Below are 21,632 nucleotides of genomic sequence, written 5' to 3'. Positions count from 1 at the left end.
GTTCGCCTCGACTTTTGCGCGCGGGGCCGTTTAAGCGCCGCCTTCCTTCATCTCGTCGGGCAGCTCCAGCTTGGCCGCGAGCATATCTTCGCGCGTCTGCACCCACTGCTCCCGGCACGCCCGAATCATGGCCGAGTCCATAATTTTTTTATCGTTGATGACCTGCCCGAACCAGAGCACCGCCTTGCTATAGTTGCCGAGCCTGCGGTTGATTTCGCCGATCAAATACATGAGACGGGCGTTGTTTACGTCCGCGCCTTCGGTTTCGAACACTTTGACGTAGGCGTCCAGCGCAAATTCGAGAAAGCGGTTCTCCTGCTCCTTGTTGTCCTTGTACCGGTACAGCCAGGCGATATGGTGGAGCAGTCCGGCGATGACGCGGTCTTTCTCCTCCTTGATCTGGGCGCACAGCAGCGCCAGCTTGTACGACTGCATCGCCGCGTTCCAGTCCCTTTCGCCCGTCAAATCGAGCGCGTTCCAATTTTTCCCCAGCTTCTCGTAGTACAACTGCTTCGACTTCGGCGTCATCCGATCCGAGAAATTTTCCGTAAACGCGTAGCCGCAGTAAGGGCAAACCCGCACGACGTAATAATCCGGGTTATGCTGCTTGTAATGGATGCAAAAATCGCTGTCCGTCTTCGCCGTCTTCCTGAAGCTGGGCCGAACCCGGGATGTCTGAAACGACTGCTCGCAGCAGATGCAGTTCACTTTAATCAAATAAAGAGGCTCTACTTCCGTCACTGGCTACGTCTTCCTTTCCGCCGCTTCCCGATCCGGCCGTCCTTCCGCATGCGGGGCGCCTTACGGCGTATTGACAAAATGGTAGGCGGGACCCTTCAACCGCTCCAACACGATCGCCCGCCATTCGTCGTCCAGGCCGATTTCCTCCAACGCCCGCCCCATGCACGCAAGCCAGGCGTCGGCCCGCTCCGGCGTTATCGGAAACGGCAAATGCCGGGCCCTCATCATCGGATGGCCGTACTTGTCGGAATACAGCGTCGGTCCGCCGAAAAACTGGGTCAAAAACATCTTCTGCTTCTCCATCACCGGATCGATGTCGTCCGGAAACAGCGGCCCGATCAACGGATCGGCCTGCACTTTCGGATAAAACGCTTCGACGAGTTTCGCTATCGTTTCGGCCCCGCCGATCGCCTCGTATAGAGAAATAGTCCCGGGTTCGCGTCCGTTCATATGAGTCACCTGTCCTATCGATGTCCACCACATTATACACTACAACAACAAAATGGTGCCAACTTTTTTCAAAGCGGCACCATGCGTTAAGCCGGCTCGGCCGGACATGTCACTTTTCAATATCTTCCTCGGAGGCGCCCATGAGCGTTTCCCGGATGACAAAAACGAAGGCGCATACAATCAGGCCTGTGACTACACTCATCATTACGCATCACTCCGTCTGCACTTTTTTCTAGTTTACCATATTCGGCGGAAAATATCAGCCTTTTTAGCAAAAATGTATCCGATTTCACCCGCGCGGACAAACCCGCATGTCCGGCCGTTTCGCGTCATAAGTATAACTAACTATATCGTACGATCGAGGTGTTCATCGCATGCCGGCTGCCCGCAAATGGACAACCGCGTTGACGGCGGCCAGTTCGCTGGCCGTCGCCGCGCTCATGATGCTGTTCCCCGCCCAGTCGCTCGACGCGGCGCTGCGAGGACTCGCGATCTGGTGGGACATTTTGTTTCCCGCACTTCTGCCGTTTTTCGTCATCGCCGAGCTGATGCTCGGCTTCGGCATCGTTCATTTTTTCGGCACGCTGCTCGATCCGATGATGCGGCCGCTGTTTCGCGTCCCGGGCATCGGCGGCTTCGCGATGGCGATGGGCTTCGCGTCCGGCTATCCGGTCGGCGCCCGGCTGACCGCCCAGCTGTGGGAGCAGCGGCTCATTCGCCGCGACGAGGGCGAACGTCTCGTCTCGTTCACGACGACGTCCGACCCGATTTTTTTGATCGGCGCCGTCTCGATCGGCTTTTTCCACGACGCTTCGCTGGCCGTCATCCTCGCGGTCGCGCATTACGGGACGAGCGTCGTCATCGGGCTTTTGATGCGGTACCACGGAAACCTGCAATTCGTAGCGGCGGCGCCCAAATTAACTGGCGCCAATCCGATCCGGAGAGCGATGCAGTCGATGCACCGCGCCCGCCTGCTCGATAGCCGCACGTTCGGCGAAATGCTGCGGGACGCCTTGCAGTCGTCGCTCAAGCTCATCATGGTCATCGGCGGGCTTGTCGTCTTTTTTTGCGTCGTGCTGGAGGTGATGACGCTGTCGCATCTGATGCGCGGCTTGTATGCGGCCGTCACGTTCGTGCTGCAAGGCGCGCACGTCCCTCCGGAGCTGGCGCAGGCGGTCGTGGGCGGTTTGTTCGAGGTGACGCTCGGCGCCAAATCGGCGGCGGGGGCCGGCGTTCATTTGTCGCTCGTCAGCAAGGTCGCCATCGCCGCGTTTATTTTGTCCTGGGGCGGATTGTCCGTTCACGCGCAGGTCGTCAGCCTGCTGAACCGCACCGACCTGCGGTATATCCCGTTCGGCATCGCCAGGCTCGCCCACGGCTTTATGGCCGCCGCCGCCGTCTTCGCGTTGTGGGAGCCGCTCGCCCCGGCCCGGTCGGCCGTCTCGCACGCGGTGCCGACGCTTTCGACGGACGGCGGCTTGCTTCCGGCTTTGCCGGCGCTGTTTTCGTTGTCCGGCCTCTTGTTCGTCGGCACGCTCCTACTTCTATGCGCGCTGTATGCGGTCTATGCGTGCTTGCGTCCGTTCGTTCGCCGGTTTCGGGCGTAAGAAGCGTTTCGCGTACGGGCCTATCGCGAAAAAAGGCGGCTTCGGCCGTCCTCGAACGGCGTCTGCGGCGATCCAAGCCGCGGACGCCATTGTTTTGCGGCTCAAGATTTATTATGATGGGAGAGGGCGGCTCAAGCACGCCGCACGGCGCCTCATCGGGCGCGCGCAGTTATTCGATCGCTTACGATGCCGGCTTTTGCTTCGCAAAAGCCCTGCTTATGCTTACGATGCCGGCTTTTGCTTCGCAAAAGCCCTGAGGAGGATAACGGTGTGAAGTACAACGTAGTCAATCGGGGCGACGACGTTTCGGTCCGGACGAACAACCGATTCCACGAGCTTGCCGCCGAATGCGGACTGACGCTCGATCCGGAACATCCCGACATCGTCGTATCGATCGGCGGAGACGGCACGATGCTTCACGCGTTCCATCTGTACGCCGACCGGCTGGAGCGGACGTCGTTCGTCGGCATCCACACCGGACACCTCGGCTTTTACGCCGACTGGAAGCCTGCCGAGCTGGAGACGCTCATTCGCCATATGGCCGCCGAATCGGCCGAGCCGGTCCGGACGGTCAAATACCCGATAGTAGAAATCCGGATCGCGACCGAGCAAGGAACGGAGACGCATTTGGCGCTTAACGAATGCACGCTCAAGGGTGTCGAAGGCACGCTCGTCGCGGAGCTCCGCATTAACGACGAGCGGTTCGAAATGTTCCGCGGCGACGGCATATGCATTTCCACGCCGACGGGCAGCACCGGCTATAACCGGAGCTTGAACGGAGCGATTTTGCATCCGTCGCTCGAAGCGGTGCAAATCGCCGAGATGGCTTCGCTGAACAACCGGGTATACCGGTCGCTCGGCTCGTCGATCGTGCTGCCGAAGCATCACCACTGCGACATTTACCCGAAGAAGGGGCAAAAAATTTTACTTACGCTCGACCACCTGAACATGCAGATGACCGATTTGATATCGATTCGCTGTTTGGTCGCGGACCGGAAAGTATCGTTCGTCCGATATCGTCCGTTCCCGTTCTGGAACCGGGTGCGCGAGTCGTTTATCGGGGATATAGTGGAGTAGCGGAGAAAGGCCCTCGAACGGATCGTCCGGCCAATCGGGCGAAACGGGGAGGGCCGGATGGAGTATCCGATAATCGCAAAGCATTGCAAGGCTGCCTTCAAGCTTTCGGTCAAGCCGTCCGGCCTTTCCGCTCGTAAGAGGTCATCCGCTTCACTGCGCGTCCCCCCTCCCGAGACTCCGGATTGCGAAGCTCCGCCGCAGCCGTTCTTCTTCCTTCCCGTTCAACCGCAAATGCGCGCCTTCTTTTCTCCTGCATCTGTCCTTCTTCACGATATTCCGCTTGCTCAAAAGAGCGTCAGCCGATCGCAGGTCGGTCGCTCCGCCCGCCTAGGCGGCCGGAAAGCGCATCGACACGTCGGCCCCGCCCGACTCCCGGTTGCGCGCCGCGATACTTCCGCCGCACCGCTCCACGATGGCCCGGGATATCGCGAGCCCGAGCCCGGTCTCGCCGTCCTTCCCTTTGACGAAACGGTGAAACAAATGCGGGAGCAAGCTGTCCGGTATGCCGTCGCCGTCGTCCGCGACGGAAATGTCGATCTGCTTTTTGCCGACGGTTATCCCGATGCGAATCCGCTTTCGGGCATAGCGCGTCGCGTTCGACACGACGTTCAGCAGCGCCTGGAGCAGCTTGTCCCGGTCGGCCCGAACTTCCGCCAGACGAGCCGCCTCGTCCGCATATGCGGTTTCGATCGTCAGCCCTTTATCGACCAGCAGCGGATTGATCCGCTCGATCGTTTCGGTAACGATGTCGGCAATGCCGACCGGCGCCATCCGAAAGATGCCTTCTTCGCCGTCCAGCTTGGCCAGCAGCGTCATTTCGGTGACGATGTTTTTGAGCCGGCCGCTTTCGCTGATGATAATATCCAGCCCTTTGCGGACGCCTTCCCCTTCGAAAACGCCATCGCGTATTCCTTCGGCGTAACCCGCGATCGACATGAGCGGCGTCTTCAGCTCGTGCGAGGCGTTCTGGATAAACTGCTTCTGGATCCGGTTATACTTCTCCAGCTCCCCGGCCATTTCGTAAACCGTCTGCGCGACGTCGCCGATCTCGCCCCCGGCCCGAACCCGTTTCACGTCGGAAAACCGGCGGTTTTCCACCTTGCGCAGCTCGCCGCGCAACTGCAGCAGCGGGTTGATCAGCCTTCTCGTAATGACCAGGCTGAGCAAAAACACGAGCGCGCCGCCGATGCATAAAACGACGAGCAGCCGCACGAGCAGCGATTTTTCGGCCTCCTTTATTTTACTCATCGGCGTAAATAGCGTGAGCGTTCCGTCGTCCAGCGCATTCGAGGCGATCAAATACCGCTCGCCCTTGTCTTCCTGCAGCATTCGAACGTCGTAGACGTGCGCGGCTTCCAGCTTCGCCAAGGAAAACCGCACGGTCGCGACGGGAACGGTGCTGTAAATAATATTCGCATCGCCGTCGGTAACGATCGCGTCGAAGCCGAGCCCCGGAGGAATCGCCGCGGAAACCGGCGTCATGGCGGTCGACGGTACGGCGGCAGCGGCGATCGGCTCCACGGCGACGGTCTTCATCTGCGTGGATATCGTCGCGCTCGCCTTTCGCATATCGTCTTTCTCGACCTCGATGAAATGATCCAGCAGCACGACATGAAAAATAACGGCGGCGATCGACAAAACGACGACGAGCAGCGCGCCGAAAGCGACGTTAATCTGCACGAACAGCTTCATCCGCGATCCCCCCTTCGTCCGTACGCAGCCGGTAGCCGTGGCCCCAGACGGCTTCGACCGGCAGCCGCGCGATTTTTTTGCGCAGCCGTTTCAATAAATGGTCGACGGCCCGGTCGCTGCCGAAGTAGTCGTCGCCCCAGACGAGCGACAGCAGCTCGTCCCGCGTGAACGCCCGGTTCGGCCGTTCGGCGAACGCCTGGAGCAGGGCGAACTCCTTCGACGTCAGCTCTACCTCGTTCCCGCGCCAAAATAGGCGGCGCTGCTCCGCCATCAGCTGCAGCTGCCCGCTCCCGGTTTGCAGCACGACCGTCTCCTCCCGCTTGCTTTCGTCCATTGCCTTCAGCCGATAAGTGCGGGAAAGCTGCCGCTTGACGCGGGCGACGAGCTCGCGCGGACTGAACGGCTTGACCAAGTAATCGTCGCCTCCGAGCTCCAGTCCCAATATTTTGTCGACTTCGTTGTCCTTGGCGGAAATCATAATGATCGGCACTTCCGCCTCGTAGCGGATTCGTCTGCAAAACTCGTAGCCGTCCATGCCCGGAAGCATAATATCGAGCACCCACATATCCGGGGGCGAAGCTTTCCACAGCTCCCAAGCCTCCTCGGCGGAAGACAGCCCCACGGTGCGAAATTGCTCCTTCCGCAAATAAGCCTGCACCAGCTCGCGTATATGTCGATCGTCGTCGACGACGGCAACGCAATAATCGTTCATAAGCCGCCCTCCAAACGCCATTTTTCATTTATTGTACCAAAGACGGAAGCGCGGCGGCGGCTTTGCCATCGTTTTTCCACAATCCGTCGCTTGGATTGCCACCGTTCGCCTATACACTGGGAACTGCAACAACCCAAATCGATCCAAGCGAAAAGGAGTGCTGTACCCATGATTCACAACCGACTGTTTCACAAAATCGCGCTTTCGACCGTTCTGCTGTCGGCTGTCGCCGGTCCGACCGCCTTCGCCGAGACGACCGAGCCGCAAGCCGTGGGGAGCGGCGCATCGATCGTCCGGTTCGCCGCCGTTTCCGCGCTCGATCCGCTGAAGCTGGCCGAAACGTATGCGCCGGAAACGGCGGCCGAATGGAAGCAAACGCTCGAGCTGTACGAGCAGGCGATGTCGGCCAAGTTCCAAGTCCTCGACGGCATAGACGGGGCTTTGCGGAAAACGGTCGCGATCGGTCCGGCGATTCCGCCGGAAGGAAGCGCGGAGCGGATCGCTGCGGTTTCGATCAAGCTCGAGGAAGCGAACGCCGAGGGCGGGTTAGCGGTCGTCACCGAGGCGATGCCGCTGTCCGATACGGCCGCTCCGGCGATCAAGGAAGTCGCTTGGGCGTCGGTCGTCGCGAAGGATGGCGCACCGGAAGCCGTACCGGATGAAGCGGCCAAGCTTGTCGTCTCGGCCGCCGGCGGCGATTCGCCGAAAACCGCATTCATGGAAGGATGGCGGGAGCTGGACGAAGCGGTGCGTTCCAAAAACGGCGACGCGATCAAACAATCGCTCGCCAAGCAATTGACGCTGTACAAGCAGGAAATCGCCGCCTTGAACGAAAGCGGATCCGGCGATCCACACGCCGCGGATATCATTCAGGCCGTACCGGCAACAGCCCCGCAAGCGCCGCAGCCGGATAACGGCTGATCGGCGAACGCTGCCGCATGTCGGCGCCCCCGTCATACGACGCACGAACACCGCGCCGGGAGCTTTGTGCGGTGCGGAAAGAGAAGCCGGATCCGGCAAAACGAACCCGGCAATCGTTATCACAGTTGAATGCGGGGGCTTGTTACTGTAACGAACCCCGGTATCGCTACTTCCGGCAAATCGGATCGTTTTGTTCCACTTTCGGCTCGATAACGAGGCTAGGATTCATTCGCTTGGAAAAACGATCGTTTTTCCGCAAATAAGCATGCTGGGATTCGTTGGCCATCGACCCGAATCCGCCCGGCGAAGGCGCCCGGAGTCGGGCAGTAGGTCACCCCCTACGGGCATCCTTACCGGTTTAGGAAGTCGTTCTTCGCTGCAGCGCTTCGGCATCGTACATCAACGTTAAAACAGCCATGAATCGGTCCGATTCATGGCTGTCGTTTTCCGCTTTCGCCTGCGGCCGGATTCCGGGTGCGAATACGGATAAGCGCGCCGCCGCCGGGAAGCCGAACGGGCGGCCTTACCGGCTTTTCAAAGCGGCGACCGTTTGGATCGCCTCCTCTTCGACTTTGCGCAGCATCGAATTGAGATCGATATTGCCGACCGCCAAATCTCCGAGATATTTCCGGTATAGCGCCGACAAATCCGGATCGTAAATCGTCCGCTTCGAAAGCGGGGCCAGCTTGTTGATGAACACCGACTGCACGTTGCGGTCTTTGTAGTACGTATTTTGCGCGAACTCTTTTTTCCGCTGGTCGTTCACCACGACGGGGACGTTGCCGTCGCGGGCCGTAATCGTCTGGAACTCGTCGGAATACAAATATTGGATGACTTCCATCGCCTGGTCTTTATGCCTGCTCATGTTGGTGACGCCGAACAGCAGCAGGTTCGCTTGGGCGCTCGTGCCCGGCGCCTGGCTGTAGGTCGGGTACGAAACCATGTCCCAGTTCATTTCCTTCATCTCGAGGTAAGAGAGCGGCGCATGAACGAGTCCCGCGAGCATGGCCGCGTCGCGGCTTTTCGTAAAGTTGGCGTCGCCCGGAATCTTGTTTTTCAGGCTGACGACTTTGTCTTTGTACCCTTGCGCGGCGAGCGGCCGGACGGCGATCGTTTCGTATACCGTCTTCCACTTCGCCTCTTCCTGGCTCAGCGTCGGCTTCCCCGTCTGCGCGTTGAAGTAAGGCAGCGAAAGCGCGTTCAGCGCGAAATGCTGCGATTCGCCGACGGCGAGACCGACATACTGCACGCCTTGGTCGACGCGGGTCAGCTTGTTGTTCAGGTCGAACACGTCGTCCCACGTCATCTTGTCTCTCGGATACGCGACGCCGAACCGGTCGAACAAATCTTTATTGTAAAACAGCGTAAGCGTTTCCACACTGATCGGCAGCCCGTATAGCTTGCCGTCCCATACCGGGCTGAGGCCCTCGACCCAATTCATCCCGACGCGGTTCGGATCGACGCCGTGCTTCTTCATCAGCTCGGTCATGTCGTACACCATGCCGTTTTTCAGCGGTCCGTTCGTAAAGTCGTTGATCGCCGCATAGACGATGTCGACTTCCGTCTTCGTCGCGACCAGGTCGGCGAATTTCACGGCGCTGTTCGGAATGAACTTGATCGTGTAATTCGGGAACTTTTTGCGGATCGAATCGCCGAAACGGGTGTTGAACGCCTCTTCCGTATGTCCGGCGTTCGTGACGATCGTAAGCTGGACCGGCTCGGCCGTTTTGGGCGGCTGCCCGTCCGCGGCTTTCGGCGTCTCGCCCCCGCTTCCTCCCTGACTGCAGGCGGACAACATCGCGGCGGCGGCAATCGCCGCGAGCAGGACAGATTTCGTTGCGGCCATATGAACCCCCTCCTCTTCTTATACGGCTCCGGCAACCCGACAACCGCGCGGCGAAGCCCGGCGAAACGTCTATCCGGTTGTCGGAAGCGATTTCAATACAACTATATCACGGAGGAAACGAAAAGCATTTAACCGCCGCTGGGGGGCTCTTCCTTTTTTTTAACCGTGAGTGGTCAGTTTCGAAGCGGAAAAAGACGCCCCGCGCATCGTAGCGGGGGCGCCTTCACCGCTCGCCATTTACGAATACAGCAGCGAAATGACGAGGAGCTCGTATAAAACGAGCGGCAGTATGACGTTGTTGTACGTGTAAGCCTGGTACAGCGGATTGAAAAACCCGCGCGCATCGTGAGCTTTGACGCTCAAGTACAAGTGGCGGTCGTCAATCCCGGCGATCACGCCTTCATGGACATGGCCGTGAATCGTTTGGATGCGCACGGGGCGGTTCGCGCATTGGCGGCATACGTCGTTCAGCCGTTCCCGACAAGACTTCAACGCTTGAACGAAAGCGGGATCGGCTTCATATAGCGCCTGCGACGCTTGCATGGAGCCGTTCGTCATGAAACAGTCCCTCCGTTTCATCGTTCTCGGCTCCATTGTATGCGAATGCCTACCCGAATGTGCGAATGCCCTCCATAAATCGAAGGAAAGCGCTGCAGCTTTCGCCTCCGCCCGGAAAATCGCCCGAACGGGCGAGACCGCGGCCGCGGTCGCGGTCGGCCGTCAGACGGTCTGGAACACCTTCAAGGCGTTCCGCAGCTCCTGCGCCAGCTGTTCGAGCTGTTCGCCGGTTCGCACCAGCTCTCCGCCGGATTCGTGCTGCTCGCGAATAAGCGAGGCGACGTTTTCCGTCGTTGCGGTCGATTGCTGCGATACGGCGCTCACCTGCATCATCATGCCGGCAAGCTCCTCCTGCGCCTCCATCGAAAATTGCAGCGAATTCCACACTTGCTGGAAGCTGTCCATAAAACGGGCCATCGACGACTCGACATGCCGGAACACGTCCTGGGACGTACGCGATATATCGCTTTGCCGCGCAAAGATCGGCAGCGACTCGGACACGAGCTTGCCGGTCTCGTCCATTTCCGCCTGGATGTTCCGGATGACCTCCTCCACGGATGAAATCGATTCCTTCGACTGGTTCGCCAAGCTGCGAATTTCGCCGGCGACGACCATAAAGCCTTTGCCCGCTTCGCCGGCCGAAGCGGCTACGATCGAGGCGTTAAGCGACAATATGTTGATTTGCTTGGAAATGTTCGCGACGATATCGAGCACGACGGAAATCGATTCGGTGCCCGCCTGAAGCCGGGCCATTCGTTCGCTGAGCGACGATACGACCGCTTCGGCTTCCTGATTGTATTTCGACAGCTCGTCCATCGCCTGGGCGCCGCTTTTGCCCGACTCCTCGACCTGAAACGCGATGTCCTTCATCGAACGATTGACCGCCAGCACGTCCTCCAGCCGGTTCGTCAGCTCGCCGGTGAGCGCGCTGCTTTTCTCCGCGTCGCGCGACAGGCTGTCCGCTCCGGACGACACCTCGTTCATCGCGACGGCGATTTCCCCGGAAGCGTCGCGCGACCGCTGTACGAGCTCGTTGATCCGTACCGTCGCCTGCATGAGGCGATCGGACGATTGGCCGGTTTGCGCCACGATGCTGCCGATCCGCTCCATCATGCTGTCGAAGCTTCTCGACACCGAGCCGATCTCGTCGCTCCGTTTCATATTCAGCCGGACGTTCAGGTCGCCGTTTTCCGCCTGCCGCATTTTCGTGACGGCGACCATGAGCGGCCTGCCGATCGTCCGGTATCCCCAAAAGCCGAGCAGCAGCGCGAGCGCGGCGCCGCCGACGCACAGCAGCACGAGACTGTTCGCGATCGTCTTGGCGTCCTCCAGCAGCCGGTTTTCCGGAATGGCGCCGGTCAGCGTCCAATCGATGTTTTGCAGCGATTTCGTAGAGGTGAGAACTTTTTGCCCGCTTCCTTCCGCCGATACGTCGGCGGGCTGGCCGAACGCCGCTCCTTCGCGGTTGGAGTACAGGTTCGCTCCCGAGGCGCCGATCAGGTGAATATCGCCGATGCCGCCGAAGTTGATCGGCTTCAGCAAATTTTCAAAGAAGCCGAGCTTGAATTCGATAATGAGCACGTCGGCCCATTTCTGGTCCTCCGGACTCCAGAACGATTTGGCGACGACGAATACGCGCGTTTCTTCGTCGGCCATCAGAAACGACCCTTTTTGCGGCGGCAGGTAGACGTTTCTCCCTTTTGCCTTGAGCGCTTCGTTCGCCCATTCCGTTTCGTATAAGTTGGTCGTCCGCGGTTTGCCCGAGCTGCTGAACAATTGGTTTTCCCCGTTGAAGCGGACGATGCCGATCGAGAAAATCATGTCCGAGTTCGTCATCGCATAGGCCGATATGTATGCGTTAATCGCCGTGTCGAGCGCCGCTTTTTGCGTATTGAGCGCGTTGAAGCGGGTCGTGATCGTATTTTTCGTCTGCGAGGCGCGGGCGATATCTTCGTTCAGCTTGATCCGCTCGTTCGAATCGGTCGCCTTGCCCGCCTGCGCCGTCTTCTGGGCGATTTCGTCCTCCAGCGAGCGCAGCTGCGCGATCAATTGCCTGTATTCCTTCGCCTCGGGGTCCGTTTGCGGCTCCAGATTGCGCCGGTCTTTCGTCGTATACTGGTTTTTGTCGGCGTAAATCGCCAGCTGGTTGAACGTTCCGTCCATCACTTTGAACCAGCGGTCCGAGTTGCTGGCGGCATCCGCAACGACCTGTTCCATGTTGCTTCCGACCTTTTGCTTGAGAGCGCTTGCGGAAATTTGGTACGCGATGACGCCGGCGGCGGCGCTGGCCAGCACGATGCTCGCCAGAAAGGCGGCGAACAGCTTGAAGCCGATCGAACGATACCATCCCTTTTGCAGTTTGCCGATTGAAAACGGCAGCTTCCGTTTCGCTTTGTTGCCACTCATCAACATTCCCCCAACCTTATGTCCCATTTTAGACGGAGTTCGGCTCCCGATCTGGTTGAAAAGGCTTACTTTTTAAATGGGAACTTCCCCCTAGCCTCTATTGTAATGGAATAAATATGAATTTTATGTGAGCTTTTCCGACAAAATCTACTATATACTGGAACTTCGCCGGGGGCCAAACGGTTTATGCCGCTCGCGGCCGGCCCCGCTCGGTCGACAAAAAATTGCACGAGCTGCACCAAATGACGAATCCTTCTGGCTGAAAGGAACGAACGTGAATATCGTCTATCGACGTATTTCGAGGATGAGCGCAACAGTCGGCTTCCGAATAATAACGGACGCCACAGCGCTTATTTCGCGAAAATCGGCCGTTTCCGATCGTAACGGACACCACCTACGCTTATTGGCTCCGAACCGCCGTCCAAAAGGGGGTTTTTCGCCCAAATTGCTGCGCCTGTGTCCGTTAGAAAAAAAAAGGCCGGAATGAGGCTCATTAGCGGCCGCCATGTCCGTTACACATTTGGAACTTGGGGCCCGTCCCGCCGCCGCCCCATGCTCGCCCCAACTCCCGACAACCGTACATTCTAAAAAAAAGAAGCGCCCCGTTACGGGTACGCTTCGCCGTTCTTCTCGATTGCGCGGCTCGGCTTCGGCAGGCGCCGGCCCTGCCGGTTCAGTTGTTCAAAATCACCTGCTGGCCGGCCTTCAGCCCTTTGCGAATTTCGACTTCGGTCGCCGTTTCCAAGCCTTTCTCCACGTCGACCTCTTTCCGGCTTTCGCCGTCCTTCACATGGACGAAATTGCGGCCTTGGTACGAGCGGAGTCCGACGCGCGGAATCGTGAGAACGTTTTCTTTTTTGTCGGTCACGATCGTCATATCGCCCTGCGCGCCCAGCGTCGCATCGGGAGGCAGACTGTCGAGGGCGATCAATATCGTCCGCGAGTTGCGGTCGCTTTGCTGCTGGCTCGTCGCGGTCGGAGCGGTTCGCGGCGTTTGAACGACTTTGCCGGTATACGTATTGCCTTTGAAGACGATCTCCGCCGCCATATCTTTCTCGATGGCGTTCAAATCGGCGCCTATCGTCGTCGTAAATTGGAACAGCATATCTCCCGGCTCGGCCAATGCGATAATATCTTTATACGATGCGATCGTATCCCCCGGCTTCATGAAGTCGAGAAACACGACTTTGCCGCTCTTCTCGGCGACCAGCTTCGTCTTCGCCAAGCTCAGCTCCAGCCCTTCCAGCCTCGCCTGCTCCACCTCGCGGTTCAGGCCGGCCAGCCTCAGCTTTTCCGGGTCGCCCTCGCCTTTCGCCGTCTCCAGCGCGTCTTCCGCCTTGGCGACGACCAGCTTCTGCTGGGCGATTTTCAGCTTCATGTCGCCCGGGTCGAGCTCCAGCAGCACGTCGCCCTTGTTTACCGAATCGCCGGGCTTCGCGTAGATGGCGGCAAGCTTTCCGCCGACCGTATACTGATAAAATTTGGCCGACGCCGGAACGAATATGCCGGTTCCGCGCAGCTGCTTTACGATCGTTCCGCTTTGGACCTCGTACAGCTCCTCTTTCTTTTTGACCGGCTTAAGCAATTCCGGTTTCGGCTGCTCCCCCGCGCTTACGTACGAGCAGCCGGTTTGAACCGCCGCCAGCGCGCCGAGCAGCAGCAAGCATGCCAGGCGCTTCCCCGCCAAATGGAACAACGTCGTCGCCTCCCCAAGCGATGGTATCCTTGTTTCGACCGTTACTTCTGCGGCTGATGCTGCGGCCGCTCCTGCCGCTCGTGCCGGTCCTGCCTGTCGTGCCGCTCGTGGCGGCCCTGTCTTTCGCCCCGCTCGTGGCGCTCGTGTCTCGGATGCTCGTGCCTGGGATGATGGCGCTGCTCGGCGTAGGCCGGCCCGGTCGGCTTCGAAGCCGCCGGCTGCGGCGGATTGAGGCCCTCCCCCGCGTTCGGCTGAACGGCCGGCTCCGGCTGCGGCTTCCCGGTATTCACCTTGCGCAAAATGAAGTAGGCGCAGCCGAAATTGCAATATTCGTTCAAATAATCCTGTATGCCGGACGCGCACGTATCTTTGTTGCCGTGCTTGTTGCTTTCCTTGAAAAAGCCTTTCAGCCGCAACTGGCTGTAGCCCCAGTCGCCCACGATATAATCGTAGCGCTCGAGCACCTCGCTGAAACGGTCGCGGAACGCCTCGAAATTGTAGCCGTTTTTATGCTCCTGCACGAGCTCGTACGTTTTGCTGCCGATATGGATCAAAGGAATTCCCTCCCTGCGCCGTTTATACGGCCGTCCCGAATAGACAATCTATGGCTTCGAAAACGGATGGCGCGAGCCGGTTACGTCCGCGCCTGGGCCGATTTCACCTGCTCGTGGGCGTGATACGAGCTCCTTACGAGCGGTCCCGATTCGACGTGGCGGAAGCCGCGCTTCATCCCTTCTTCCTTCAGCCGCGCGAACTGCTCGGGCGTATAATATTCCGCGACGCGCAAATGCTGCTTCGTCGGCTGCAAATATTGGCCGATCGTCATAATGTCGCAGTCGACGGCGCGCAAATCGTCCATCGTCCGCAATATTTCGTCCCACGTCTCGCCGACCCCTACCATAATGCTCGACTTGGTCGGAATGTTCGGCGCGATCGTCTTCGAGCGGGACAGCAGCTCCAGCGAGCGGCGGTATTTCGCCTTCGAGCGGACGCGGTCCGACAGCCGTTCGACCGTCTCCATATTATGGTTCAAAATGTCCGGCTTCGCTTCCATAACCGTGCGCAGCGACTGCTCGTTGCCCATAAAATCCGGGATGAGCACTTCGACCGAGCAGAACGGCAGCCGTCTGCGGACGGCGCGAATCGTTTCGGCGAAAATCGAGGCGCCGCCGTCGGCCAAATCGTCTCTCGCGACCGAAGTGACGACGCAGTGGCGCAAACCCATCTGCTCGGCCGCCTCCGCCACGCGTTCCGGCTCCTGCAGATCGAGCTCCGTCGGCAGGCCGGACTTGACCGCGCAAAAGCGGCACGCCCGCGTGCATATATCGCCGAGAATCATGAACGTGGCGGTCCGGTTCGCCCAGCACTCGTGAATATTCGGGCATTTCGCCTCCTCGCACACCGTGTGCAGCGTCTTCGAGCGCATCGTTTCTTTCAACTGCTTGACATTATCGTAATCTTCGCCCGCCGGCAATTTGATTTTGAGCCACTCCGGCTTGCGAAGCGTTTGTTTCGTCGACATGTTGGACTCCCGCTTTCTTTTATCGAATAGCCCTATTATATCACGAAAGGGACAACAATCCACGTGCGGCCTGCCGGCGACTCGATCGACGAATCCGGGTCGGCCGCATCCGGCCGGGTCGGGTCGAACGCGGACTCCCATGCTCCCATTGTAACGACGCTTACACCGGGGCGCAGGCTCGAACTTGTTGGAAAAGGTGTCGATTTGTTCGGTACCGGCGGCTTTCGGACCAAACGTTGTTGTGATACACTTGCAGGTGGAGAGAATGCACACAATCAGCCCCCGGGAATCGGCGGTCAGCCGCCCGCTCGGAGCGGAGCTTGGGAGGGGAACTGCATGGAAACCGCAATGACGATTCGGGAAAAAGACGAGCGGCTCGGCCGCATTCTTAGGGATATGGGACGCGTCCTGATCGCTTTCTCCGGCGGCGTGGACTCCACGTTCGTGCTGAAGCGCGCGCATCAGGAGCTGGGCGATCAGGTGCTGGCCGTCACGGCCGCCTCGGAAACGTTTCCGACCCGCGAGTTCAACGCCGCCGTCCGGCTTGCCGAGGAGATGGGCGTCCGGCTTTTGCAAACGGAAGTGAAGGAGTTCGAGAACGCCGCCTTCGTCGCCAACAATCCGGACCGCTGCTACCATTGCAAAACCGGTCTGTATTCGCATCTGCAAACGCTGGCGAAGGAGCTCGGCTTTCCGTTCATCGTCGACGGCTCGAACGTGGACGATTTGGGCGATTACCGCCCCGGCTTGCAGGCGAAAACCGAGCAGGGCGTCCGCAGCCCGCTCCAGGAGGCCGGCTTCCTGAAAGCCGAAATTCGCGAGCTGTCCAAGGAGCTCGGCTTGCGGACGTGGAACAAGCCTTCGTTCGCCTGCTTGTCCTCGCGCATTCCGTACGGGACGAAAATCGACAAGACGAAAATCGACCAGCTCGACGAAGCGGAGGATTACTTGTACGCGCTCGGGTTTTGGCAGGTGCGGGTCCGCCACCACGATCAAATCGCGAGAATCGAAGTGATGCCGGACGAACTGGCGAAGGTGATCGAGCTGCACGATCAAATTCATCGAAAGTTTACCGAGATCGGCTTCACGTACGTCACGCTCGATCTGGCCGGCTATAAGACGGGCAGCATGAACGCCGTGCTCAAAAAGGAACTTCCCGTAACGGTAAAGGAAGCGGCGCGATGAACGATCTGGAGGAGCTGCTGCAGCAATTGAAGGACGGCCGGCTGGACGTTGCGGAGGCGAAACGGCTGATCGAGGAAAAGGCGCGGTCCGAAGCGGACGGCGCCAAAGTCGTCGACCTCGGCTTCGCCCAGCTCGACGTCGAGCGCGAGAAGCGGACGGGCTTCCCGGAAGTGATTTTCGGGGAGGGCAAAACGTCCGAGCAAATCGTCGCCATCTTCCGCCGGCTGACCGAGCATTCCGACCGGGTGCTCGCCACCCGCGTGGACGCGCCGAAAGCCGAAGCGGTGCTCGCCGCCGTTGATGGCGCGACGTACCATCCGGCGGCCCGCGCGCTGACCTGGTTCAAGAAACCGATATTGCACGTGCACGACGGCTATGTCGCCGTCGTCTGCGCGGGCACGTCCGATTTGCCCGTCGCCGAGGAGGCGGCCATTACGATCGAATGCATGGGCAGCCACGTGGAAAAAGTATACGACGTCGGCGTGGCCGGCATTCACCGGCTGTTCCGGCGTCTGCCGGTCATCCGCGGAGCGAACGTCATCGTCGTCGTCGCCGGGATGGAAGGCGCGCTCGCGAGCGTCGTCGGCGGACTCGTGGACAAGCCCGTCATCGCCGTGCCGACGAGCATCGGCTACGGCGCCAGCTTCCACGGCGTTTCCGCCCTGCTGACGATGCTGAACTCGTGCGCGACCGGCGTCACCGTCGTCAATATCGACAACGGCTTCGGAGCCGGCTACAGCGCGGGCTTGATCAACAAAAATATGTCGAAAAGGTCGTGAGATCAACGTGCGAGTCGTCTATTTCGATTGTTTCTCGGGCATTAGCGGCGACATGGCGCTGGCCGCGCTCGTCGATGCGGGCGCCGACCGGGCTTACGTCGAAGCCGAGCTGCAAAAAATTCGCATCGAACCGTTCGCGCTGGAATGGAAACGGGTGAACAAAAAAGGCATTTCCGCTTTGAAAATGGACGTCGTGCTCGATCCGGACAAGCCGCCGACGCATCATCGCCATTATGCGGACATCGTGCGGATGATCGAAGCCGCCGGCTTTAACGAGCGGGTTACATCGTACAGCCTGGCCATTTTCGAAAAAATCGGCGTCGCCGAAGGCAAAATTCACGGCATTCCGCTCGAAAAGGTGCATTTTCACGAAGTCGGCGCGATCGATTCGATCGTCGACGTGATCGGCGTCGCGCTCGCGCTCGATTCGCTCAATCCCGATTACGTATACAGCGCCCCCGTGCCGCTCGGATCGGGAACGGTGCGCTGCGATCACGGCCTGTATCCGGTCCCTGCGCCGGCCACGCTCGAGATGATGCGCGGGCTGCCGATCGCGCAAACCGACTACAAGATGGAGATGACGACGCCGACCGGCGCCGGCATCGTAGCGGCTCTCGCAAGCGGCTTCTCCGCCGGATTGCCGCAAATGGTCGTCGAATCGATCGGCTACGGAGCCGGTACGCGCGACTTGCCGAACCGGCCGAACGTGCTGCGCGTCGTCATCGGCACGACCGATTCGTATATCGCGAAGTGGGCGACGGCTCATCAGCTCGTTCACGCCGAGCACGTTCATGCGCACGAGCATCATCATCATCACGATCACGATCAAGGGCACCATCATGGGCACGGTCATCATCACGACCATGATCATCATCACGACCATGATCATCATCACGACCATGATCATCATCATGACCATGATCATCATCACGACCATGATCATCATCATGACCATGATCATCATCATCGACATGAGCATGAACACCGCCACGGTCACGATCATGGGCACGGACACCATCATCATGACGGCGAAGAACCCGACGATCATAAGCATGGCGAAGAACGCGCCCATCGTCACGAGCATGCTCACGGCTCCGGCCATCACCCGGACGACGACCATCGCGGAGCGTCCCACTCGCACAAGCATTGACGGTTTCAATCCTTGCATACGGCGAGGCTCTCCGGGAGCGAACGATTCGTTCGTCCGGAGAGCCTCATCCTTTTTCGGACCTTTACCGATCGATAGCAGAGAAGCGGATGCGACTGCGAATGTCGCGGCCAAACGTCTTGCGAACCTGACAATCGTTATCGGGGCCAAATACGGGGGGTTTAAACGGGTAACGAACTTTCCTGTCGTTATTCCCGACAAATCGGTTCGTTTCTTTCCTTTTCGCCGCGATAACGATATCAAGATTCGTTGGAGCGTAGAATCCTTCGTTTTCCCGCCAATAAGCATATTCCGATTCGTTAGGATCGACCACCGTCATGCGACGCCGAACACCGCGCGCCGGTAGCTTCGAACGGTGCAAAAAGCGTTCCGCCCGATTGCCCCGGTGCACCCTTTTTCAATACGTCCTTGCTTGGCTTGCCCGCCTGAAACTGAAACAAAGCATTACCCCTTCGGCTCCCCTGTCCGGCGCTTGTCCGCGTTTTCCGCATACTTTCGCCGGACTTCCTCGTACACCCGCTTGAGCGGCACGCCGAATCGTTTCGCCGCCGCTTCGCATTCCTTGAATTCCGGAGCCATCTGTACGAGCTCGCCCTTGTAAAACCCGAGCTTGACCGCGATCGGCCCCCACTCGGTTTCGACCTGCGCGAATTCCCGGCCGAGCCGATGGACGTCGGCCTTCGTATACCGAAGCCCGAGCGTGGTCGTTTCCGCGAAGACGACCGCCTCCATGTCGGAAAGCCGTTCCTCCGAAACGAGCACGTTCAGCATCAGTCCGGGTCTTCCTTTTTTCATGATGATCGGAATCCAATAGACGTCGTTCGCTCCCGCCTCGAACAGCCTGTCGGTGACGTACGAGCTGAATTCCGGGTTCATGTCGTCGATATTCGCCTGCAGCAGCACCATCCGATCGTCGATATGCTCGCGCCCGTGATCGAACATGATCATTAGCCGCCTCCTGTCCGGTTCCCCGTTTCTCTTCATCGTATCAAACCGCCGCCCCGGCTGTAAACGGGGACGCCTATCCGCCCCCGGGATCGGACCTGTGAAGCAGCCGGAGGACACGATTTCTCCACCAACCGCCATGAGCGGCTTCCGACGCGATACCCCCGCTCCCGCTCCCGCTCCCGAACGCGTCCGCCAAAGAATAGCGGAAAGCGCGAATGCGTATCCTAAGCGCATAGACGATGGCAATGATTGCGAAAGGAGGCAATACGATCTTGAAACGCGCAAGCCGGTTGTTTCGTTCGTCCGTCTTGGCTTTGTGCGGGCTGCAGCTCGCGTGGCTGGCGCCTGCCGCGGGAGAAGCCTCGGCAAACCAAGCTCCGCAAAACGAGACGAAGGACATCAAAGCCGTATTGGCCGAACGGAAGCAATTATTCGACGAAGTCAGCAGCATAACGGGCATTCCTTGGACTTATTTGGCGGCGATCGATCAGTACGAGCGGACGCTGACGATCGCCAATCCGAAAACCCGTCCGCGCCGGCAAGGGCTGATCGGCATTTATTATTCGGAACTGGAGTGGTCGGGCTTCGCAAACCCGATTCCGGGTGATACGAACCCGATGACGATCGCGCTGTTCGGAGGCAAAGGCAAGGACGGCTCCGGGGACGGCGTCGCGGACCGCAACAACGATCTCGACCTGCTGTCGGCGATGAGCTCCTTCCTGATGCCGTACGGCCGGGGCGAAGAAAACTTCAAGCTGGCGCTTTGGAACTATTACCGCAATCCCCGCAGCGTAGAGCGAATCGGGCAATTCGTGAAAATATACGAGACGTTCGGAAGGCTCGATCTGCACGAGCACGCCTTTCCGCTGCCGCTCGGCTCCGCATATTCATACCGCAGCACTTGGGGAGCGAGCAGAGCCTGGGGCGGACACCGGATCCACGAAGGAAGCGACTTGTTCGCCGGCTACGGCGTGCCGGTCCGGAGCACCTGCTACGGCATCGTCGAGATCAAGGGATGGAACCCGTACGGCGGATGGCGCGTCGGTTTGCGCGATTTGAATAACGTCTATCATTATTACGCCCACCTGTCGGGCTTCGAGAAGACGCTGCAGCTGGGCAACGTCGTAAAGCCCGGTCAAATTCTCGGCTGGGTCGGCAGCTCCGGCTACGGCAAGCCCGGCACCCAGGGGAAATTTCCGCCGCACCTTCATTTCGGCCTGTACCGCGACAACGGCAAGCTCGAATGGTCGTTCGATCCGTATCCTTATTTGAAAAAATGGGAGCGCGAGGAACGGCTGCGCAAGGAGAAAAAAAACGGCTGAGCCGAAGCGGGCCGCCTCCGTCTTCCCGAAAAAAGACGGCGACCGGCGGCGGAGCCGGACGGTTCGGCTCGCAAAAAGCTTCCGATCCGCTATCGCGGCGAATCGGAAGCTTTTTTGTATCGGTCGCACGAAACGGACGGCAAATATTCGCCGCTGTACCGGAATCGCACCTTATGCCGTCATGCCGATGCCGTTCGCCTCAGTTGCCGCTTTTCCCTTTCGCCGCGCCGTCCGCCGCTCCGGCCGCTCCGGAAGCCCCCGCTTCGGGCTTCGCGATATCCTGCTTGATTTGCGGGATCGCGATGCTCGGCGGCGCCGACGAGCTTTTTCCCGTCGGATTGCCCTTGTTGTCGTAGTAGTACATCGGCACGTCTCCGACGACGAGCACGTACGAGATCGGAATTTCCGTCTCGACCACTTCGGGCTCCGAGTCGAACGGAATGATGATCGCCACTTCCGTCGTAATGCGGATATACACCTCGACCAAAATATTGTTGATGCCCGTATCCTGCTGGCGCGTGCTCAAATCGACCTTCACCGCGCCGACGGGGGTGAACTTGATCGGAATTTTCGGGCCGAACGAAGCGATGATGGCGCTGTCCATCGCCTGACCGACCGGAATATGCTCCGGTATTTCCTTCAGCTCGTTCAGCACGCTTTGCACCGTGTTGATCGCATCCGACGTAATCCGCATATGCTCGCCGTAGTTGAGCATAAAGCCGGTAATTTTGCCGTTTTTGTCCGTCCGCCAATCGATCAGCCTGTCGAAGCTTTGCCCCCGCGAGATTTGCTCGGTGATGGCCGTGTTGATCGACTGCGTGGCGACCTGCTTCACCCGCAGCATGGCGACGTGCTGCAGCGCGGGACGCAAGTTTTTTTCGATGAAAACGAACGATTGGAGCGTGAATAAAAAGAAGATGAGCAGCGCGATGAAAAAAGCTCGCCGTCTCCCCTTCTTGGCCGGCCGGCTCCGCCATCCGCGTCGTAGCATGCAGCGTATCC

Annotated in this window: 20 protein-coding genes; 7 read left to right on the top strand and 13 right to left on the bottom strand. The window is 59.3% G+C overall.

Translation table 11 applies throughout. The annotated features are described in order from the left end of the window. Nucleotides 1-30: 30 nt before the first annotated feature. Nucleotides 31-741 carry a DUF2225 domain-containing protein gene (locus PV407_RS14640; protein WP_332090666.1) on the bottom strand — a complete coding sequence of 237 codons (711 nt, stop codon included), beginning with the start codon at nucleotides 739-741 and terminating at the stop codon, nucleotides 31-33. 60 nt (nucleotides 742-801) lie between these two features. Beyond that, nucleotides 802-1,191 (bottom strand): globin domain-containing protein, encoded by a 390-nt coding sequence (locus PV407_RS14635; protein WP_332090665.1) that lies wholly within the window; start codon nucleotides 1,189-1,191, stop codon nucleotides 802-804. A 374-nt stretch (nucleotides 1,192-1,565) separates the two neighbouring features. On the opposite strand from PV407_RS14635, the gene ylbJ reads away from it, so the two are divergent. Then, the gene (ylbJ, locus tag PV407_RS14630) at nucleotides 1,566-2,798 is read left to right on the top strand and encodes a sporulation integral membrane protein YlbJ (RefSeq protein WP_332090664.1); all 1,233 of its coding nucleotides are present in this window, start codon (nucleotides 1,566-1,568) and stop codon (nucleotides 2,796-2,798) included. Between the two features lie 270 nt (nucleotides 2,799-3,068). Continuing rightward, nucleotides 3,069-3,875 carry an NAD kinase gene (locus PV407_RS14625; RefSeq protein ID WP_332090663.1) on the top strand — a complete coding sequence of 269 codons (807 nt, stop codon included), beginning with the start codon at nucleotides 3,069-3,071 and terminating at the stop codon, nucleotides 3,873-3,875. Nucleotides 3,876-4,202: 327 nt separating this feature from the next. Here PV407_RS14625 and PV407_RS14620 read toward each other — a convergent pair whose 3' ends face one another. Next, nucleotides 4,203-5,567 (bottom strand): sensor histidine kinase, encoded by a 1,365-nt coding sequence (locus tag PV407_RS14620; RefSeq protein WP_332090662.1) that lies wholly within the window; start codon nucleotides 5,565-5,567, stop codon nucleotides 4,203-4,205. Then, entirely contained in the window at nucleotides 5,545-6,279 is a 735-nt protein-coding gene (locus tag PV407_RS14615; protein ID WP_332090661.1) for a response regulator transcription factor, read from the bottom strand. The genes PV407_RS14620 and PV407_RS14615 overlap by 23 nt, the downstream gene beginning before the upstream one ends. 168 nt (nucleotides 6,280-6,447) lie before the next feature. Here PV407_RS14615 and PV407_RS14610 point away from each other — a divergent pair, with 168 nt between their 5' ends. Next, nucleotides 6,448-7,200, top strand: coding sequence for a hypothetical protein (locus PV407_RS14610; protein WP_332090660.1), 753 nt, complete (start codon nucleotides 6,448-6,450; stop codon nucleotides 7,198-7,200). A 523-nt stretch (nucleotides 7,201-7,723) separates the two neighbouring features. Here PV407_RS14610 and PV407_RS14605 read toward each other — a convergent pair. The 6 genes from PV407_RS14605 to lipA form a co-directional block, all read right to left on the bottom strand. After that, on the bottom strand, nucleotides 7,724-9,046 hold the full coding sequence (locus tag PV407_RS14605) for an ABC transporter substrate-binding protein (protein WP_332090659.1): 1,323 nt from the start codon (nucleotides 9,044-9,046) through the stop codon (nucleotides 7,724-7,726). Between the two features lie 237 nt (nucleotides 9,047-9,283). Then, entirely contained in the window at nucleotides 9,284-9,604 is a 321-nt protein-coding gene (locus PV407_RS14600; RefSeq protein ID WP_332090658.1) for an acetyl-CoA acetyltransferase, read from the bottom strand. Nucleotides 9,605-9,766: 162 nt separating this feature from the next. Further along, nucleotides 9,767-12,010 (bottom strand): methyl-accepting chemotaxis protein, encoded by a 2,244-nt coding sequence (locus PV407_RS14595; protein ID WP_332090657.1) that lies wholly within the window; start codon nucleotides 12,008-12,010, stop codon nucleotides 9,767-9,769. 673 nt (nucleotides 12,011-12,683) lie between these two features. Continuing rightward, nucleotides 12,684-13,706, bottom strand: coding sequence for an efflux RND transporter periplasmic adaptor subunit (locus PV407_RS14590; protein WP_332090656.1), 1,023 nt, complete (start codon nucleotides 13,704-13,706; stop codon nucleotides 12,684-12,686). Nucleotides 13,707-13,747: 41 nt separating this feature from the next. Further along, entirely contained in the window at nucleotides 13,748-14,260 is a 513-nt protein-coding gene (locus tag PV407_RS14585) for a YutD family protein (protein WP_332090655.1), read from the bottom strand. An 80-nt stretch (nucleotides 14,261-14,340) separates the two neighbouring features. Next, entirely contained in the window at nucleotides 14,341-15,369 is a 1,029-nt protein-coding gene (gene lipA / locus PV407_RS14580; protein ID WP_332090654.1) for a lipoyl synthase, read from the bottom strand. 195 nt (nucleotides 15,370-15,564) lie between these two features. On the opposite strand from lipA, the gene larE reads away from it, so the two are divergent. From larE to larC (PV407_RS14565), 3 genes are read left to right on the top strand one after another with little or no spacing between them, the layout of a single operon-like run. Beyond that, on the top strand, nucleotides 15,565-16,413 hold the full coding sequence (larE, locus tag PV407_RS14575) for an ATP-dependent sacrificial sulfur transferase LarE (protein ID WP_332090653.1): 849 nt from the start codon (nucleotides 15,565-15,567) through the stop codon (nucleotides 16,411-16,413). Beyond that, complete coding sequence (larB, locus tag PV407_RS14570) at nucleotides 16,410-17,192, top strand: nickel pincer cofactor biosynthesis protein LarB (RefSeq protein WP_332090652.1); 783 nt, start codon at nucleotides 16,410-16,412, stop codon at nucleotides 17,190-17,192. Before larE ends, larB begins: the two co-directional genes overlap by 4 nt. A 7-nt stretch (nucleotides 17,193-17,199) precedes the next feature. Then, entirely contained in the window at nucleotides 17,200-18,342 is a 1,143-nt protein-coding gene (larC, locus tag PV407_RS14565; protein ID WP_332090651.1) for a nickel pincer cofactor biosynthesis protein LarC, read from the top strand. 82 nt (nucleotides 18,343-18,424) lie between these two features. Here larC (PV407_RS14565) and PV407_RS14560 read toward each other — a convergent pair whose 3' ends face one another. After that, on the bottom strand, nucleotides 18,425-18,679 hold the full coding sequence (locus PV407_RS14560; protein ID WP_332090650.1) for a hypothetical protein: 255 nt from the start codon (nucleotides 18,677-18,679) through the stop codon (nucleotides 18,425-18,427). A gap of 125 nt (nucleotides 18,680-18,804) precedes the next feature. Beyond that, a complete protein-coding gene (gene larC / locus PV407_RS14555) occupies nucleotides 18,805-19,308 on the bottom strand; it encodes a nickel insertion protein (RefSeq protein WP_442951663.1) in 504 nt (167 codons plus the stop codon). Nucleotides 19,309-19,553: 245 nt separating this feature from the next. On the opposite strand from larC (PV407_RS14555), the gene PV407_RS14550 reads away from it, so the two are divergent. Beyond that, complete coding sequence (locus tag PV407_RS14550; RefSeq protein WP_442951664.1) at nucleotides 19,554-20,630, top strand: M23 family metallopeptidase; 1,077 nt, start codon at nucleotides 19,554-19,556, stop codon at nucleotides 20,628-20,630. Between the two features lie 199 nt (nucleotides 20,631-20,829). Here PV407_RS14550 and yunB read toward each other — a convergent pair whose 3' ends face one another. Then, nucleotides 20,830-21,621 carry a sporulation protein YunB gene (gene yunB, locus PV407_RS14545; RefSeq protein ID WP_332090647.1) on the bottom strand — a complete coding sequence of 264 codons (792 nt, stop codon included), beginning with the start codon at nucleotides 21,619-21,621 and terminating at the stop codon, nucleotides 20,830-20,832. Between the last annotated feature and the right edge of the window lie 11 nt (nucleotides 21,622-21,632).

This window comes from Paenibacillus sp. GYB003 (genome assembly GCF_036577625.1).
Lineage (GTDB): Bacteria > Bacillota > Bacilli > Paenibacillales > NBRC-103111 > Paenibacillus_AB.
The sequence above is the reverse complement of the archived record's forward strand: the minus strand, read 5'-3'. Positions and strand labels throughout refer to the sequence as shown.